General features: G+C 60.1%; 11 protein-coding genes. 1 reads left to right on the top strand and 10 read right to left on the bottom strand.

The genetic code is table 11. From position 1 onward, the window contains the following. Positions 1 to 7 precede the first annotated feature (7 nt). A complete protein-coding gene (locus GT019_RS28510; RefSeq protein WP_161746926.1) occupies positions 8 to 415 on the bottom strand; it encodes a MarR family winged helix-turn-helix transcriptional regulator in 408 nt (135 codons plus the stop codon). 196 nt (positions 416 to 611) lie between these two features. Here GT019_RS28510 and GT019_RS31670 point away from each other — a divergent pair, with 196 nt between their 5' ends. Further along, positions 612 to 779: a hypothetical protein gene (locus GT019_RS31670; protein WP_201755634.1), complete on the top strand. Its 168-nt coding sequence runs from the start codon at positions 612 to 614 to the stop codon at positions 777 to 779. On the opposite strand, the gene gyrA is transcribed toward GT019_RS31670, so the two are convergent. The 9 genes from gyrA to GT019_RS28465 form a co-directional block, all read right to left on the bottom strand. After that, positions 776 to 3,232, bottom strand: a complete 2,457-nt coding sequence (gene gyrA, locus GT019_RS28505) for a DNA gyrase subunit A (RefSeq protein ID WP_161746849.1) — start codon at positions 3,230 to 3,232, stop codon at positions 776 to 778. The genes GT019_RS31670 and gyrA overlap by 4 nt on opposite strands. A gap of 21 nt (positions 3,233 to 3,253) precedes the next feature. Next, positions 3,254 to 5,227 carry a DNA topoisomerase IV subunit B gene (parE, locus tag GT019_RS28500; RefSeq protein ID WP_161746848.1) on the bottom strand — a complete coding sequence of 658 codons (1,974 nt, stop codon included), beginning with the start codon at positions 5,225 to 5,227 and terminating at the stop codon, positions 3,254 to 3,256. A gap of 209 nt (positions 5,228 to 5,436) precedes the next feature. Next, complete coding sequence (locus GT019_RS28495) at positions 5,437 to 6,423, bottom strand: ABC transporter permease (RefSeq protein WP_161746847.1); 987 nt, start codon at positions 6,421 to 6,423, stop codon at positions 5,437 to 5,439. Continuing rightward, positions 6,416 to 7,384, bottom strand: a complete 969-nt coding sequence (locus tag GT019_RS28490; RefSeq protein ID WP_161746846.1) for an ABC transporter ATP-binding protein — start codon at positions 7,382 to 7,384, stop codon at positions 6,416 to 6,418. Before GT019_RS28490 ends, GT019_RS28495 begins: the two co-directional genes overlap by 8 nt. Before the next feature lie 11 nt (positions 7,385 to 7,395). Further along, entirely contained in the window at positions 7,396 to 8,223 is an 828-nt protein-coding gene (locus GT019_RS28485) for a GDSL-type esterase/lipase family protein (protein WP_161746845.1), read from the bottom strand. Between the two features lie 201 nt (positions 8,224 to 8,424). Continuing rightward, positions 8,425 to 9,606, bottom strand: coding sequence for a formate-dependent phosphoribosylglycinamide formyltransferase (gene purT / locus GT019_RS28480; protein WP_161746844.1), 1,182 nt, complete (start codon positions 9,604 to 9,606; stop codon positions 8,425 to 8,427). 117 nt (positions 9,607 to 9,723) lie between these two features. Next, on the bottom strand, positions 9,724 to 11,559 hold the full coding sequence (locus GT019_RS28475) for an ABC transporter ATP-binding protein (RefSeq protein WP_328804055.1): 1,836 nt from the start codon (positions 11,557 to 11,559) through the stop codon (positions 9,724 to 9,726). After that, positions 11,556 to 13,337, bottom strand: coding sequence for an ABC transporter ATP-binding protein (locus tag GT019_RS28470; protein WP_161746843.1), 1,782 nt, complete (start codon positions 13,335 to 13,337; stop codon positions 11,556 to 11,558). Before GT019_RS28470 ends, GT019_RS28475 begins: the two co-directional genes overlap by 4 nt. Before the next feature lie 425 nt (positions 13,338 to 13,762). Then, positions 13,763 to 15,727 (bottom strand): dynamin family protein (locus GT019_RS28465; RefSeq protein ID WP_201755633.1); only part of this gene is annotated, 1,965 nt, incomplete at its 5' end.

The following is a 15,727-nucleotide window of genomic DNA, read 5'->3' as shown; positions in this document are numbered from 1 at the left end:
AACGGTCTTACGAATTGGCGACTTTGCCGAGCAAATACACGAGCAGCTGCTGATTGTGCAGGGAGATCCGGTCAAGCGCTTCGGTGATGTACGCATCGCGGATGGCGACGCCGCGCGAGGCTTCCGTCGTTCCTTTCTCCGTCAAGGTAACCCAGACGATCCGCCGGTCGCTCTCGTCCCGGTTGCGGACCACGAGGCCGCCGCGCTCCATGCGGTCGAGCAGGGTCGTGATCGCGGCCGGGGTCGTGGCCAAATAAGCCAGCAAATCCGACGGCTTCATCGGCTGATGCTGCTCCAACAGCTCCAATACCACCAACTGGCCTTCCGTCAAGTGAGGCGCAAGCTCATCCTCCAGATGCGTCTTCCACTCCTTCGTCATCTTCATCCACAGCCGGGCAAATTCCGCAGAAACGATGACCATCACCCGCTTTCTGTCCGATTTATGCTTATACCTCATTATACCATGGGCCATTGTCGAATTTAAGGTTAATGCAGTTAATATTTTGTCCCCTTAATCGCGATAATAGAGAACCATTTGACAGCTTTAGACATACACTGGTGCCATAGGCTGTTGTACCGGCTCGAATCATCGAACAGGGGCGTGATCGCATATGGAGGATCGCAAGCTGGAATTATTGCGCAAGCTGACCCGATTCGGAATACAAAAAGACCCGCAATGGCTGGACCGGCTTGATGAACCGGCGCCATTGTGGGTCGTGCTTGAATTGCTGGTGGAGATGCTCGAGCAACGGGATTCCCCGCATCAACCGTTCGATTAATCCGGCTGCTGCTGCAAATCCGCCCGGACGAACAAGGCGACGAGGACGTCCTTCTTATCGATCGCGGACAATGCGCGTCCGGTCGACTTGCGGTCCTCGATCGGCGCTTTCTCGGTCGATACCGAGAGCGCCGCGCCCGATGCCGTCAGCAGAACAAGCTCCCGCTCGTCCTTGCAATGCAGGCCGCCGATGAGATGCTCCCCGTTGGAACGCACGCGCTTGCCTTCCTTGAACTCGAAGGTCGCCACGCCTTTGCCGCCCCTGCCCTGCATCGGATAATCCAGCAGCAGCGAGCGTTTGCCGTAACCCAGCTCCGTGAGGACAAGCACTTCTCCTTCGTCGCCGCTGACCATTTCCGCGGCCACGATCTCGTCGTCCTCGCGAAGCGCGATGCCGCGGACGCCCGCGGCGACGCGGCCCATCGTGCTGACCTCGCTTTCCGCGAAACGGATGCTCATGCCGCTCTTCGTGATGAGGAGCAGCTCCTTCGCGTTGTCGCTCGGCATGACGCGCAGCACGTCGTCGCCTTCCGCGAGCTTGACGGCCGCGATGGCCGTCGAGCGCGAGGATTTATAATCTTTCAGCTCGGAGCGCTTCACCTGCCCGCGCTTCGTCACGAAGACGAGCGAACGGCCCGGGATCTCGAAATCCTTGACCGGAACGATGCTGACGATGCTGTCGTCCTTCGGCATCGGCACGACGTTCACGACCGCCGTTCCGGTATCCTTCCACTTGAACTCCGGTATGAGATGAACCGGCAGTTGGTAATACTGCCCCTTGCGCGTGAAGAGCAGCAGCTGGTCGATCGTATTCACGTCCAGCAGCGTGCGGATCACGTCGCCTTCCTTGACCCCCGCGCTGGCCAATTCGCCGCCCGAGCGCGTGAACGATAGCTTCGACGTCCGTTTGATGTAACCGTCCTGGCTCAGCGTGACGAACACGTCCTCGGCCGCGACGATGACTTCCAGATTGACCTTCAGCTCTTCCACTTCGCCCCGGATATCGGAGCGGCGGTCGATGCCGTACTTCTCGCGAATCTCCGTCAGCTCGTCCTTGATGACGCCGAGCAGCTTCTTCTCGCTGTCGAGAATGGAACGCAGGTAAGCGATCCGTTTCTGGATGTCTTTCAGTTCCTTCTCGATCGACGTGATCTCCAAATTCGTCAGACGGTACAATTGCAAGGTCAGGATCGCGTCCGCTTGGCGCTCGGAGAACGCGAACTGGGCAACCAGGTTGTTCTGCGCATCCTGGCGGTTCTTCGATCCCTTGATCGTGGCGATGATCTCGTCCAGCAGGTTCAGCGCCTTCGCCAAGCCCTCGAGCACGTGGGCGCGGTCCTCGGCCTTCTCCAGCTCGTAGCGGGACCGGAACGTGACGACTTCCTTCTGATGCGCGATATACGCGTCGAGGATGGCTTTCAGGCCAAGCTGTTGAGGCGTTTTGTTGACGATCGCGACCATGTTGAAGTTGTACGCGACCTGCAGATCCGTTTTCTTCAGCAGATAGGCCAGTATCCCCTGCGCGTCGGCTTCCTTCTTCAGCTCGATGACGATGCGAAGCCCGTTGCGGCCGCTCTCGTCGCGCACCTCCGCGATGCCCTCCACCCGCTTCTCGATCCGGATGTTTTCCATCGCGGTGACGAGGCGGGATTTGACGACCTGGAACGGAATCTCGGTAATGACGATTTGCTGGCGCCCGCCCTTCAGCTCCTCGATCTCCGTTTTGGAACGGTGATAGATGCGCCCTTTTCCGGTTTGATACGCGTCGCGGATGCCGTCCTCGCCCATGATCATGCCGCCGGTCGGGAAATCGGGGCCTTTCACGATCGTCATCAGCTGCTCCAGCTCGATCGCCGGATTATCCATGATCGCCTTGCAGGCGTCGATGACCTCGCGCAGGTTATGCGGCGGGATTTCCGTGGCAAAGCCCGACGATATGCCGCTTACGCCGTTGACGAGCAGGTTCGGGTAGCGCGAAGGCAGCACGACCGGCTCCTTCGTCGTATTGTCGAAGTTATCCTTGAACAAGACCGTCCGCTTCTCGATATCGCGGAGCAGCTCCATGGCGATGGACGACAAACGCGCTTCCGTATACCGCATCGCGGCGGCCGGATCGTCGTCGATCGAGCCCCAGTTGCCGTGGCCGTCGATCAGCATATGGCCCATTTTCCAAGGCTGCGCCATCCGGACCATGCCCTCGTAAATGGACGAATCGCCGTGGGGATGGTAATTGCCCATGACGTCTCCGACCGTTTTCGCGGATTTGCGGTAGCCTTTGTCCGGGGTGTTGCCCGCATCGTACATCGCGTACAGAATCCGCCGCTGCACCGGCTTCAGCCCGTCGCGAACGTCGGGAATGGCGCGGTCTTGAATGATGTATTTGGAGTAGCGTCCGAAGCGGTCGCCGACGACCTCCTCCAGAAACGCCGGTAAAAACTGTTCCAGCATACTCATGCCGATACTCTCCTCAATTGATTATTCCTCGAACTCCGTGAAGTCGACGTTCTCCACGATCCACTTCTTGCGCGGATCGACCTTGTCGCCCATCAGCGTGGAGACGCGGCGTTCCGCCTTCGCGGCATCCTCGATCTGCACCTGCAGCAGCGTCCGGGTTTCCTGGTTCATCGTCGTCTCCCACAGCTGCTCCGGATTCATCTCGCCGAGTCCTTTATAGCGCTGCAGCTCGAAGTTCTTCCCGAATTCCTTCAGGTAGTTCTGAAGCTGCTCGTCCGACCAGGCGTAACGCACCGTCTCCAGCTTGCCGGTTTTGCGGGTGATCTTGTAGAGCGGCGGCTGGGCGATGAAGACGCGTCCGGAATCGATGAGCGGCTTCATGTAGCGGTAAAAGAACGTCAGCAGCAGCACTTGGATATGCGCGCCGTCCGTATCGGCATCCGTCATAATGATGATTTTGCTATAATTACACGATTCCGCGTCGAATTCGGGGCCGATGCCGGCGCCGATGGCCGCGATAACCGCCTTGTATTCGTCGTTTTTCAGAATATCCAGCAGCTTGGCCTTCTCCGGGTTCATCGGCTTGCCTTTGAGCGGAAGAATGGCTTGGAATTTGGAATCGCGTCCCTGCTTGGCGGAACCGCCGGCGGAATCGCCTTCCACGATGAACAATTCCGTCCGCGACACGTCCTTCGACTGCGCGGGCGAAAGCTTGCCGTTCAGGTTGGAGCTCTCGCTCTTCTTCTTGCCGCTGCGGATCTCGTCGCGCGCCTTGCGGGCCGCTTCGCGGGCTCTCGACGCCTGTACCGCTTTCTTCAGCAGCAGCTGGGCCACTTGCGGGTTTTCCTCCAGGAAAACCTGCATCTTCTCGGACACGATCGCGTCGACGGCGCTTCTGGCCGACGAGCTGCCGAGCTGATCCTTCGTCTGGCCGACGAATTCCACGTCCGCCATCTTGATGTTGATGACGGCCATCATGCCTTCGCGCAGATCGTTGCCGTCCAGATTCTTGTCTTTTTCCTTGAGCAGCGCGTTTTTGCGGGCATAATCGTTCATGACGCGCGTATAGGCCGTTTTGAAGCCCGTTTCGTGCGTGCCGCCGCCCCGCGTCGGAATGGCGTTGACGAACGAAGCCATCGTTTCCGTGTAGCCGTCGTTGTATTGCAGCGCCACTTCGACCTCGATATCGTCCCGCTCGCCGGTGAAATGAACGACGTCGTGCAGCACCGTCTTGTCTTCGTTCAGAAACTGCACGAACTGCTTCGCGCCGCCCTCGTAGTAATATTGATCCTCTTTGCCGTTCCGGTTGTCCTTGACGGTCACTTTCAAGCCGGAATTCAGAAAGGCGATTTCCTGCAGACGCTCCGAAAGCGTCTCGTAATTGATCGACGTATGGCCGTGGAATACGCGGGCATCCGGCTTGAACGTGATCTTCGTGCCGGTCCGGTTCGTGTTCCCCATGACCTCGAGGCCGGTCACCGGTTCGCCGACATGCTCCTTGCCGTCCTTGCCGACCCAGTATTCGAAGCGCTGCTTATGTATCTTCCCGTCGCGATAGATTTCAACCTCGAGCCACTCCGACAGCGCGTTCGTGACGGATGCGCCGACGCCGTGCAAGCCGCCGGATTTCTTGTATCCCCCGCCGCCGAACTTGCCGCCCGCGTGCAGCATCGTGAAGACGACCTGCGGCGTCGGGATGCCGGTCTTGTGCATGCCGGTCGGGATGCCCCGGCCGTTGTCGCGGACCGTCACCGAGCCGTCGCCGTTGATCGTGACGTCGATCGCGGAGCAATGCTTGGCCAGATGCTCGTCGACGGCATTGTCGACGATCTCCCAGACAAGATGGTGCAAGCCCGAGGTGCTCGTGCTCCCGATATACATCCCAGGGCGTTTGCGAACGGCGGTCAAACCTTCCAGCACCTGAATGTCATCCGCGTCGTAGTTGCCGGCAGCCGAATTTTTCTCGCCCGCAAACAGATCCAGCTGATCAGTCATAGAGAGCCTCCTAACAGATTTTTCGATAGCCTTGCTTGTATGCCTTCCTGACGCGACATTGCCCGCGCCGGATGCAGTCGCCAATCCAAGGCGCTTCAATGGCGATAAATGATTTCGCTATGTCTTGCCCATAAACCTTCTCCGCGCACGGAGCGCTTCGAAAGCCATCTTCGATTCATCGCGTTCCGCGCCGCTTGCTTCAAGCTATTCTAATTCATGATGTCCTGTTTCGTAAAGACGGAGAACGAAACGGCCAGGGACACGGCGGCCCAAAACGCCAGGATGAGCAGGGAAAACCCGAGCGTCATGCCCGTGATCGGCGGCGGCGAGCCCGCTAAATAATCCGTCAGCTGCAGGTTGACGGAGAAAATGAATTTGGCGCTGTGCCAGGAGGAAGACATGCTGGACAATATCGTCCCGGAAATGACGGCCGCCATCATCGTGACGATGCTGGCCGACGTGCTGCGGACGAGAACTGACACCATCAAGGCGAGAATGGCCACCGTCATGGAAGAAACCCAGATGAGCCCGGCTTCCATCAACATATAGAGCCATTGGGGAACCGCATGCACGAAGCTGCTCTCGATGGAGGAGCCTTGAATGACAAAACCTGTAAATACAGGTATTTCCCAGCCATTGTAGCCGAATACCGCGCCTGATATAAGATAACAGAGAACGCCGCTGACTACAACGGTCAAAGAAACATAGAAGGTGAGCGCGACGAGTTTGCTGAGCAATATCTTCCACCTTCTTACAGGTCTTGTCAGCAGCATCTTGATCGTCCCCGAGGTCCGTTCACCCGACACCAGATCGGACGCGATCGCCAGCACCAGCAGCGGGAAAAACAGCGTCACCGCGTTCGACATGAAGCTGCGCGTGAACGTCACGCCGTCCGGCGAATTCGGGTTGACGTCGTGATCCAGATAATATTGGAGCTGCTGGACCGCGATCCGCCGCGAGCGTTTCCACTCGTCGGGAATCCGGTCGCTCGAGAGCATGTTCTGATATTCGTTGATTTGCTGAACCAGCTGATTGTGCCAGTCCTTGAAGTTCTTCTTGTTCGTCTCGGCGATTCGCAGCTGCGCGTACGTAAAGACCGGGATCAGGATCAACAGCACGAGGACGATCACGAAAAACCGTTTCTTTTTCCATATCTTGAGCGTCTCATTTTGAATGAGAGGCAACAGCCTATCCAATGCTTTCACCCTCCGTCATCCGCAAAAATAATTGTTCCAGCGTCGGCGCGATGCTTTGCACCGATACGACGCCGATCCCCGCGCGCACGGCTTTCGCGACCAGCGCCGCGACCCGGTCCTGGTTCATCGTCGTGATCTGCGCGTCCTTCATGCCGGCAAGCACGCTTTCGTCGATCCGATGCTCGTTCCCGGGCACGATGCGCACGTCCCGCTCGCCCGCCAGCAGCCGCTTGCCCGCATCGGGCTGCTCGAATTGCCAGACGACGTAATTGTCCGTGCCGCGTAAGAGATCGTCCACCGTGCCGACGGCCAGCACCTCGCCGCGGCTGATGATCGCGACGCGGTCGCACATCAGCTGAATCTCGCTCAGCAGGTGGCTCGAGATAAACAAGCTCATGCCCTGATCGGCCAGCATGCGAACGAACTCTCGCAGCTCCTTGATCCCTTTGGGGTCGAGGCCGTTCGTGGGCTCGTCCAGAATGAGCAGCTTCGGACGGCCGAGCAGCGCCTGCGCGATGCCGAGCCGCTGCCGCATGCCGAGCGAGAAGGTTTTCACCTTGTCGTGGATGCGGGTTTCAAGGCCGACGATGGCGACGACTTCCCGGATTCGGGCCTCGTCGATGCCGCGCTGCATGCGCGCGAAGTGTTCGAGGTTATCCCAGCCCGTCATGTACGAGTAGGCTTCCGGATTCTCGACGATGCAGCCGACGCTCCGCAGGGCGGCTTCCGGGTGCCGCTGAATGTCCTCGCCGCAGATCGTGATTTCGCCGGAGGTCGGCTTGATCAGATCGACGAGCATGCGGATCGTCGTCGTTTTGCCCGCGCCGTTCGGACCGAGAAAGCCGAAAATCTCCCCGCCGTAGACGTCGAACGTGACGTTCTTGATGATCGGCTTGCCGCCGATCTGTTTCTTGACGTTCTTGACCGACAACACGACGTCGGAATGGTTCGTCTTCTGCATGGCGCTTCCTCCTACTCCAGCGATTGCACGATTCGGGCGGCAATCTGCGCGTAACCGTTATGGTTCGGGTGAAAATGGTCGGACGACAGGTAACGGCTGATCGTATTCTCGAACAAATCGAACGTCGGCACCATCGACATGTTGGGGTACCGGTGCAGCAGCGCGTACGCCCGCTCGTTCCATTTCTGGATTTGCAGGGAGCCTTCGCGGTAGTCGCCGATATCGTAAAACGGATTGTACAAGCCGACGTAGACGACATGCGCGTTCGGGTTGATCGCGTTCAGCCGCTTCGTGATTGCGTCCAACCGATCGAGTCCCTGCGGGAGCTCCGCCTGCAGCTTGTCCAGCTTCAATTCTCCCGTCATCCGGCTCGGACTCGCGCCCGCCGCGATCTGGAACAGATCGTTGCCGCCGATCGTGAAGACGATCAAATTCGCTTGCCGAAGCGCGAAGCGATAGCCTTTGTCCGTATCCAGCAGCTTGGCCAGTTGGTCGGCCTTCATGCCGTTGACGGCCAGGTTATTGTTCAGCCGGACGGCGGTGTCCGGATATTTGGTTTTCAGCAGGGCGACCAGCTGCTTGACGTAGCCTTCTCCGCTCGAATCGCCGGTTCCTTTGGTCAGCGAATCGCCGATGGCCGTGACGTTGATTTCCTTGCTTTCGCTCAAATTGCCGCCTGCCGGCAGCGCGGGAAGGTCTTCGCTTCCCGAATACGCTTCGCTCTTGGGATACAGCATGTCCTTCACGGCGTAGCCGAATCCCGCAAGCAGCATCACGGTGCACAATACGGCCGCGATTCCGATGAATTTCCACAAGTTAGCGGAGGATAACGTTCTCATCTCGGTGCTCTCCTCAATTCGAAATCAACTGCTTTAACAATTTCTTAGTCTTTTTAAGTTAATGCTTTCTGGTTCAATTTGCAAATTCATCCACCGAAAGGAAGCGCCGCGGATCGCCGGCAAATAAAAAATCCGGGCATGCCCGCGGCATTTCTCCTAGGGGAGAAAGCCGCAATCGGGATGCTCGGAATGCGTGCATGCTTATTCGTCGTAATGAATCGTCAAGGATTGCGCGGCTTGCTTCGCCAGCGCCCTTGCCTGCTCCGTGTCTGCGGCCGTGCTCAGCGCGACGGCCATCCGGCGCCCCGGCTTCGTGACCGGCTTGCCGAAAACGCGCACCTGCGTGTTCGGCACGGCGAGCGCCTCCTGCAGGCCGTCGATCCGGAACGCGTCCGCGTCGCGGTCGGCCTTGAGCGTATGCGTCGCCCCCGGCGTAAGCAGACGGATCGTCGGAATCGGGAAGCCCAGAATCGCGCGCGCGTGCAGCGCGAACTCCGACAGATCCTGGGTCGCCATGGTCACCATGCCGGTATCGTGCGGACGCGGCGACACTTCGCTGAATAAAACTCCGTCCTTCGTCAAGAACAGCTCGACGCCGTAAATGCCGTAGCCGCCCAGCTCGTTCGTCACCCTGCGGGCGATCTCCTCGGCTTGAACGATCTGTCCCTGCGGCATCTCGTGCGGCTGCCAGGATTCGATGTAGTCGCCGTCCTTCTGCACATGGCCGATCGGCGCGCAGAACGCGGTACCCGACGCGGAGCGCACGGTCAGCAGCGTAATTTCGGAGTCGAAATGGACGAAGCCCTCGACGATGACGCGCTGCTTCTTGGCGCGTCCGCCGTCCATTGCGTACTGCCAGCACGCTTCGGCATCGCCTTCGGTTTTGCAGACGCTCTGGCCTTTGCCGGAGGAGCTCATGATCGGCTTGATCACGCACGGCGTGCCGAGCTCGGCGACGGCCGCTTTCAGTTCCTCGAGCGTGTCGGCGAACCTGTACGGCGCCGTCGGCAGACCGAGCGTCTCCGCGGCCAGCCGGCGTATGCCTTCGCGGTCCATCGTCAGCAGCGCGGCGCGGGCCGTCGGGATGACGCCCCAGCCCTCCTGCTCCAGCTCGACCAGCGCGCCCGTCGCGATCGCCTCGATCTCCGGCACGATCAGATCCGGCGTTTCCTTCAGGATCAGCTCCCGAAGCGCTTCGGGATCCAGCATATCGATGACATAAGCGCGGTGCGCGACCTGCATCGCGGGCGCGTTCTCGTAGCGGTCGACGGCAATCGTCTCGATGCCGAGGCGCTGCGCCTCGATGATGACTTCCTTGCCGAGCTCACCGGAGCCGAGCAGCATGATTTTACGGGCATTAACGGAAAGCGGCGATCCATGCATAGAAAAAAAGAACCTCCTGGAAGATCGCGCGGGCAGGACCGGGATATCGTTCCCGCAATTCCTGCCGTCGCGCGCGTTTTCTTCCATTGTGGAGGTTCCTTGCCGAAAAATCAAGAATCAAGCCGATAAAAACCGGTACTGCGCTTCGATCAAACCGTTATACGTGCCCTTGTGACGAATCAGCTCGTCATGGCTGCCCTGCTCGACGATCTGGCCGTGATCCAGCACGACGATGCGATCGGCGTTGCGGATGGTCGACAACCGGTGCGCGACGATGAAGGACGTCCGGCCTTGAAGCAGCTTCTTCAGCGCTTCCTGGATCTTCAGCTCGGTCTCGGTATCGATGCTCGCCGTCGCTTCGTCGAGGATAAGCACGCGCGGATCGGCGAGCAGCGCCCGGGCGAACGATAACAGCTGGCGCTGGCCCATGGACAAGATATTGCCGCGCTCCTGCACTTCCGTATCGTAGCCGTCGGGCAGGTTCATGATGAAATCGTGCGCGTCGACCGCGGTCGCGGCCTTGACGATCTCGTCGTCGGTCGCGTCCAGCCGGCCGAACCGAATGTTCTCGCGGATGGTGCCGGAGAAGATAAACGTATCCTGCAGCACGACGCCGACTTGCGAGCGCAGGCTCTCGAGGCTGACCGTCCGGATGTCGACGCCGTCGATCTTGACGGCGCCTTCGACGGGATCGTAGAACCGGCACAGCAGGTTCATGATCGTGCTCTTGCCCGACCCTGTATGGCCGACGAGCGCGATCGTCTCGCCCGCTCTCACATGCAGGTCGATGCCCTTGAGGGCAGGACGCCCTTTCTCGTATTCGAACACGATGTTCTCGAAATGAACGTCGCCGAAGATTCGCGGCAGCGAACGGGCTTCCGTCAGCTCGCCGACCGTCGGCTTCTCGTCGATGAACTCGAAGATCCGCTCCGAGGAAGCCATCGCGATGAGCAGCTGGGCGTACATCTGGCCGAGGCGGTTGATGGGATCCCAGAAGTTGCCGACGTAGTTGGCGAAGCCGACGAGCAAGCCGACGGTGATGGCGCCGATCGCGATCAGATGGGAGCCGTACCAGAACAGGATCAGCGTACCGACCGCGGAGGTGACCTCGATGATCGGACCGAAGGCTTGGTTGAGCGCCGACGCTTTGTTCCATGCTTTGATGTTCGTCTGGTTGATGCCTTCGAAGAATTGAAAATTGGATTTCTCCTGCGTATACGACTGCGTGACGCGCATGCCCTGGATGCTTTCGTTCAAATGCGCGTTGATGCGGGACTGCTTCATCCGCACGTCCTGCCAGGCGAACCGGATCCGCCGGCGAAGCGCCGTCGAGACGACGAACATCAGCGGCACGGTGATCATGATCGCGAGGCCGAGCTTGAAGTTCCAGACGAGCAGGATAATGACGATCCCGACCAGCTGCACCATGTCCATGAGCAGGTTGACGACGCCGTTCGTGAACAAGTCCTGCAGCGCGTTGACGTCGTTCGTGACCCGGACGAGGACGGAGCCCGCCGGGCGCTTGTCGAAGAAGCGGAACGACAGCTTCTGGATATGCCGGAACAAATCATGGCGAAGGTCGTAGATGACCTGTTGGCCGATCATGTTCGTGAATTTGATCCGGAACGTGTTAGCCGCCCATTGAATAATATAGAGCGCGAGCATGATTCCGGCGTACGCGTACAGTCTCTGAAGGCTCGGCGCGCCGCCGTCCTTCGGCTGGATCGCATCGTCGATCGCCTTGATGAACAAGGCCGGGATGGCCAGCCGGGTCAGCGTGCCCAGCACCATCGTGATGATGATGACGGGCAGCAGCTGCTTGCGGTAAGGCTTCATGTAGGTAAACAATCGTCTGATCTGCGACCAGTTGAACGGTTTCTCGATCGCGTCGTCATCTTTGTAAATAAATCGTTCATGCGCGCCGCGAGGCTTTTTTACGTCTTGCTCGCTCACTGTACGACCCCTCTTTCCACTCGTGCGATAATCTCCTCGGCGGTCAAAGGACGGTCGGCATATTGAATGTCGTACGTGTCCCGGTAACGTCCCGGAAGGTTAACCAGCTGATCGTGCGTGCCGCGCTGCGCGACATGGCCTTCCTCGAGCACGATGATTTCGTCGGCATGGCGAAGCGACGAGATCCGATGCGCGATAATGAACGTGGTGCGCCCGGCCATGACTTCCTTGAACCCGGCTTGAATCTCGTGTTCCGTCTCCATGTCGACGGCGCTTGTCGCGTCGTCCAGAATGAGGATGCGCGGATTCTTGATCAGCGCCCGCGCGATGGCGATCCGCTGCTTCTGCCCGCCGGACAGCCCCATGCCGCGTTCGCCGACAACGGTGTCGTAGCCTTCCGGCAGCTCCATGATGAAATCATGCGCCTTCGCCAGCTTCGACGCCTGGATGATCTGCTCCGTCGTGATGCCATCGACGCCGTAGGCGATGTTGTCCCGGATCGAGCAGGAGAACAGGAACGTTTCTTGGAAGACGGTCGAGATTTGGCCGCGCAGGCTCTCCAGCGACAAGTCGCGGATATCGATGCCGTCGAGCAGGATTTTGCCCGATTTGACGTTGTATGCCCGCATCAGCAGTTGAATGACGGTCGATTTCCCGGCACCGGTGCCGCCGAGGAGGCCGATGACCATGCCCGGTTTGGCGTCGATGCTGACATTGGTCAGCGCAGGCGCTTTGTCGGCGTAGTTGAAGGTCACGTTTTGGAATTCCACATGGCCTTTGACATTCGCTTCGTCCGGCACGATCGCATGCTCGTTGTCTTTGACGTGTACATACTCGTTCAGCAGGCCGACCAGCCGTTCGCCGGACGCTTTGGACTGCGTATAGTTATTGATTTGAAAGCCGATGCTCCACATCGGTCCGATGATGTACCACAGCATGCTGTAGAAAGCGACCATCTGGCCGAGCGTGATGGAATGATTGATGACGAGCCGTCCGCCCGCGACGAGCAGAATGACGACGCAGAGGCTTCCGAGCAGCTCCATGACCGGGAAGTAGCGGCCCCATAGGCCGGACGCGCCGATTTGGTTGTTTTTGTACGACTCGCTCCGCTGCGAGAATTTATCCATCTCGAACGATTCGCGGGCGAAGGATTTGACCGTGCGCACGCCCGTGATGTTCTCTTGGACCGCGGTCGTCAGATTGCTCATCGCCTGCCGCATCTCGCGGAAAGCCGGGTGAATCAGCTTCTCGAACCGCATGGCGGTGAAGGCCAGGAACGGCATCGTGCACAGCGTGATCAGCGTCAGCTGCCAGTGGATCGAGAACATCATCGCCGCCCCGAACACGATCATGAGCACCATGTTCAGCATCTGGGTAAACCCGAAGCCGATGAAGTTCCGGACCGCCTCGAGATCGGCCGTCAGCCGGGACATCAGGTCTCCGGTCTTGGCGGTGTCGTAATACTGAAAAGACAGCGACTGCAGCTTCTCGTAGCAGGCATTGCGCAGCCGGTACGCGACCCGGTTCCCTAACCGTCCGCCGAACAACCCGGACAGGAACGCCATGCTTCCTTTAATGAATACGACCCCGACCACCGCGAGCGACAGTCCCGGCACCCACGTGAAATTTTTCGGGACGATAACGTCGTCGATGAGCACGCGCAGCATGTTCGGATAAACGAGTCCGAGCGCGGTTGCGCAGATCATGAAGGCGATCGACGCGATCAAACTTCGTCGTTCGCTCCAGTAATACGGTTTAAGCTGCCTGAAGACTTCCAATTGGGTAACCCTCTCCCTGTGCTGATATAGAGTTTTTTCTGGGAAGAAACGCGCCGCGCCGCGCTGGACGTCGGCCGTTCTTCGCGATATGACTGAATATTAACAGCCTCCGTCCGGTACGGCAAACAGAGTGCGGGGGCATATAGTTGACAATATTCGCTTCCGCTTCCATCCTGCTCAAAAGTAAGGGGGTATTCTTCGATATCGTCTGAAATCGTGGCAAATAGGGCCATATTCCTCCGTTTTTGCACATTTGCCTTCGTTTTTGCATGATTATTTTCATGCGGAAACGAAGGGGGCCGCGCCCTCTTCCGACACGCGCTTCGGCGCCTGGCGCGCCGCTCTTTCTCCGCCTAGCAAAAAGAAGCTTATCTATCGCCTCTTAAAGGCGCAGATAAGCTTCTTTGCATGGTTAGCGGAAAATGTTACAGCGCGAGCAGTTCCCCCTGCACGCGGCGCAGCTCGTTCAAATCCGTCGTGCCGGACAAGGAGGCCAGCTTGCCATGGCAGAACGCTTCGATATCGGCCCGCAGCAAGGCGGCGCCGGCGGCGGACGCCTGCTGCATGAGGCCGTCGTAGCGGCCGCTCCAAGCCAGCTCCGCCTCCTGCATCCACGCCTGCAGCGGCCCGGCGAGCTCTTTCTCCAGCACGGCGCGAAGCGCGGTTTTCCCTTCGCCTTCGAAGAAATGCTTCGGCGACTTGAATTTGCTCCAGAGCAGCTTGAGGTCGACGGAATCCGCCGTCCAGGCCGGCTGTTCCTCCGGCGTCGGCAGCGCCAGCGGTTTATACGGGGTCGGTGCGAAGCCGTCCAGCAATTCGGCCGCTTGCTCCGCGGTATCCGCATGCTGCTTCGCCGCGAGCCGGTTGAGCGTATTGTCGACGCGCAGCGATGTCGCCTCCAGCTCCTGGGCAAGCTCGATCTGCAGCAGCCGCTGCAGCTCCAGCCACGACGTCCACATCGCTTTCTTCAAATCTCTGCCGTCGTCCTGCAGCGCGGCCGGATTAAAGGCAAAATGATAATGGTCGCCGAAGCGGAACTGCACCCGCTGCAGCACGTAGAACAGCAGCTCCTTCAGCTCCTGCTGCAGCTGCGCGTGCTGCTTCGGCTGATCCAGCTCCCCTGCCAGGCGCAGCGCTTGCTCGGCGTTGGCCGAGAGGGCAGCGCGGGCGCGCTCGCGCGACGCCTCGTCGCCGGACGCGGCTTCCAGCCAGTTGGCGATCGTGCGGCGGGCGCGTTCCAGCTCCTGCTCCGCGGACGCGACCGCGAGCATGCCCAGATCGTTGCGCGTGAAGCCGAGGAACGCTTCCTCGAACGCGCCGATGCCCGATTCCGCGATGAGCCGGCTCACGCCCGTGCGTTTGCCGTCCAGCGCCTGCAGGCTCGACACCGGGAACATCCGCGGGAAACGGATGCCATGCTGCTGGAGGTTGCGCTCCACGTGCGCGAGCACGCCCTCCAGCTCTTCCTGGTTCGCGGCCAGGTCGGCGGCATTGACGATGAAAAACATCTTATCGAGCTCGAACTGATCCTTCACGCGGCCGAGCTGCATCAGGAATTGACGGTCGGCCTGCGAGAAGGCGTGATTGTAGTAGGTGACGAACAGGATCGCGTCGGCGTTCTTGATGTAATTGAACGCCACGCCCGTATGCCGCGCGTTGACGGAATCCGCGCCCGGGGTATCGACGAGCACGATGCCTTGCGCGGTCAACGGATTGGCATGATAGAGCTCGATCTCGCTCACGAAGCAGGAACGCGACTCCTCCGCGACGTAACGGCGGTATTCCTCGCCGCTGACGGCGAGCTGCTGCCCGAGCAGCGCCTCGTGCTGAGCCCAGCCCTTGGCGGCCGCCTTCAGGAAGCTGTAATGCGGCCGCCCGCCGGCGTGCACGCCGTCCGGCGAGAGCTTGTGGATCGCTTGCAGCAGCGCGGCGTCGCCCAGCTTCGCGGCATCCTCACCCAGCAAGCCGAGCGAATAGCGCAGGTCGCCGAGCATCGCGTCGCGCGATTTCATCCAGACGGCCGCGGTGCCGTGCGGCCGCTCCGCCGTCGGCGGCACGATCCGGTTGACCGCCGCCGTCGTCGGATTCGGCGAGACCGGCAGCACCGCTTCGCCGAGCAGGGCGTTGGCGAGCGAGGATTTGCCCGCGCTGAACGCCCCGAACAGCGCGATCGTGAACCGGCTGCTGCGCAGACGCTCCGCTTTGTCGCGCATGCCCTCCACGGCCGCGGCCAACGACGGATGCGGCGCCAGCAGGGCGGCGGCACGGCTCAGCCGCTCCGCCGCTTGGCGCTGGGGCGCGAGGGCTTCCGAGGCGGCGGGGACTGCCGCCGCCGCCTCGGGCGCGGGCGCGCCCGTGCCGCCGCCGCGCGCCGCGGCCGCGGGCATCGC

The sequence above is a fragment of the Paenibacillus glycinis genome, assembly GCF_009909185.1.
Classification (GTDB): Bacteria; Bacillota; Bacilli; order Paenibacillales; family Paenibacillaceae; genus Paenibacillus_Z; species Paenibacillus_Z glycinis.
Note: the sequence above shows the minus strand (reverse complement) of the source record. Positions and strands in the feature narration are given on the sequence as shown.

Bases quoted from the DNA above. Each gene is read 5' to 3' on its own strand.
- purT (WP_161746844.1), bottom strand. From the start codon at position 9,606: ATGCATGGATCGCCGCTTTCCGTTAATGCCCGTAAAATCATGCTGCTC.
- GT019_RS31670 (WP_201755634.1), top strand. From the start codon at position 612: ATGGAGGATCGCAAGCTGGAATTATTGCGCAAGCTGACCCGATTCGGA.
- GT019_RS28485 (WP_161746845.1), bottom strand. From the start codon at position 8,223: ATGAGAACGTTATCCTCCGCTAACTTGTGGAAATTCATCGGAATCGCG.
- gyrA (WP_161746849.1), bottom strand. From the start codon at position 3,232: ATGAGTATGCTGGAACAGTTTTTACCGGCGTTTCTGGAGGAGGTCGTC.
- GT019_RS28490 (WP_161746846.1), bottom strand. From the start codon at position 7,384: ATGCAGAAGACGAACCATTCCGACGTCGTGTTGTCGGTCAAGAACGTC.
- parE (WP_161746848.1), bottom strand. From the start codon at position 5,227: ATGACTGATCAGCTGGATCTGTTTGCGGGCGAGAAAAATTCGGCTGCC.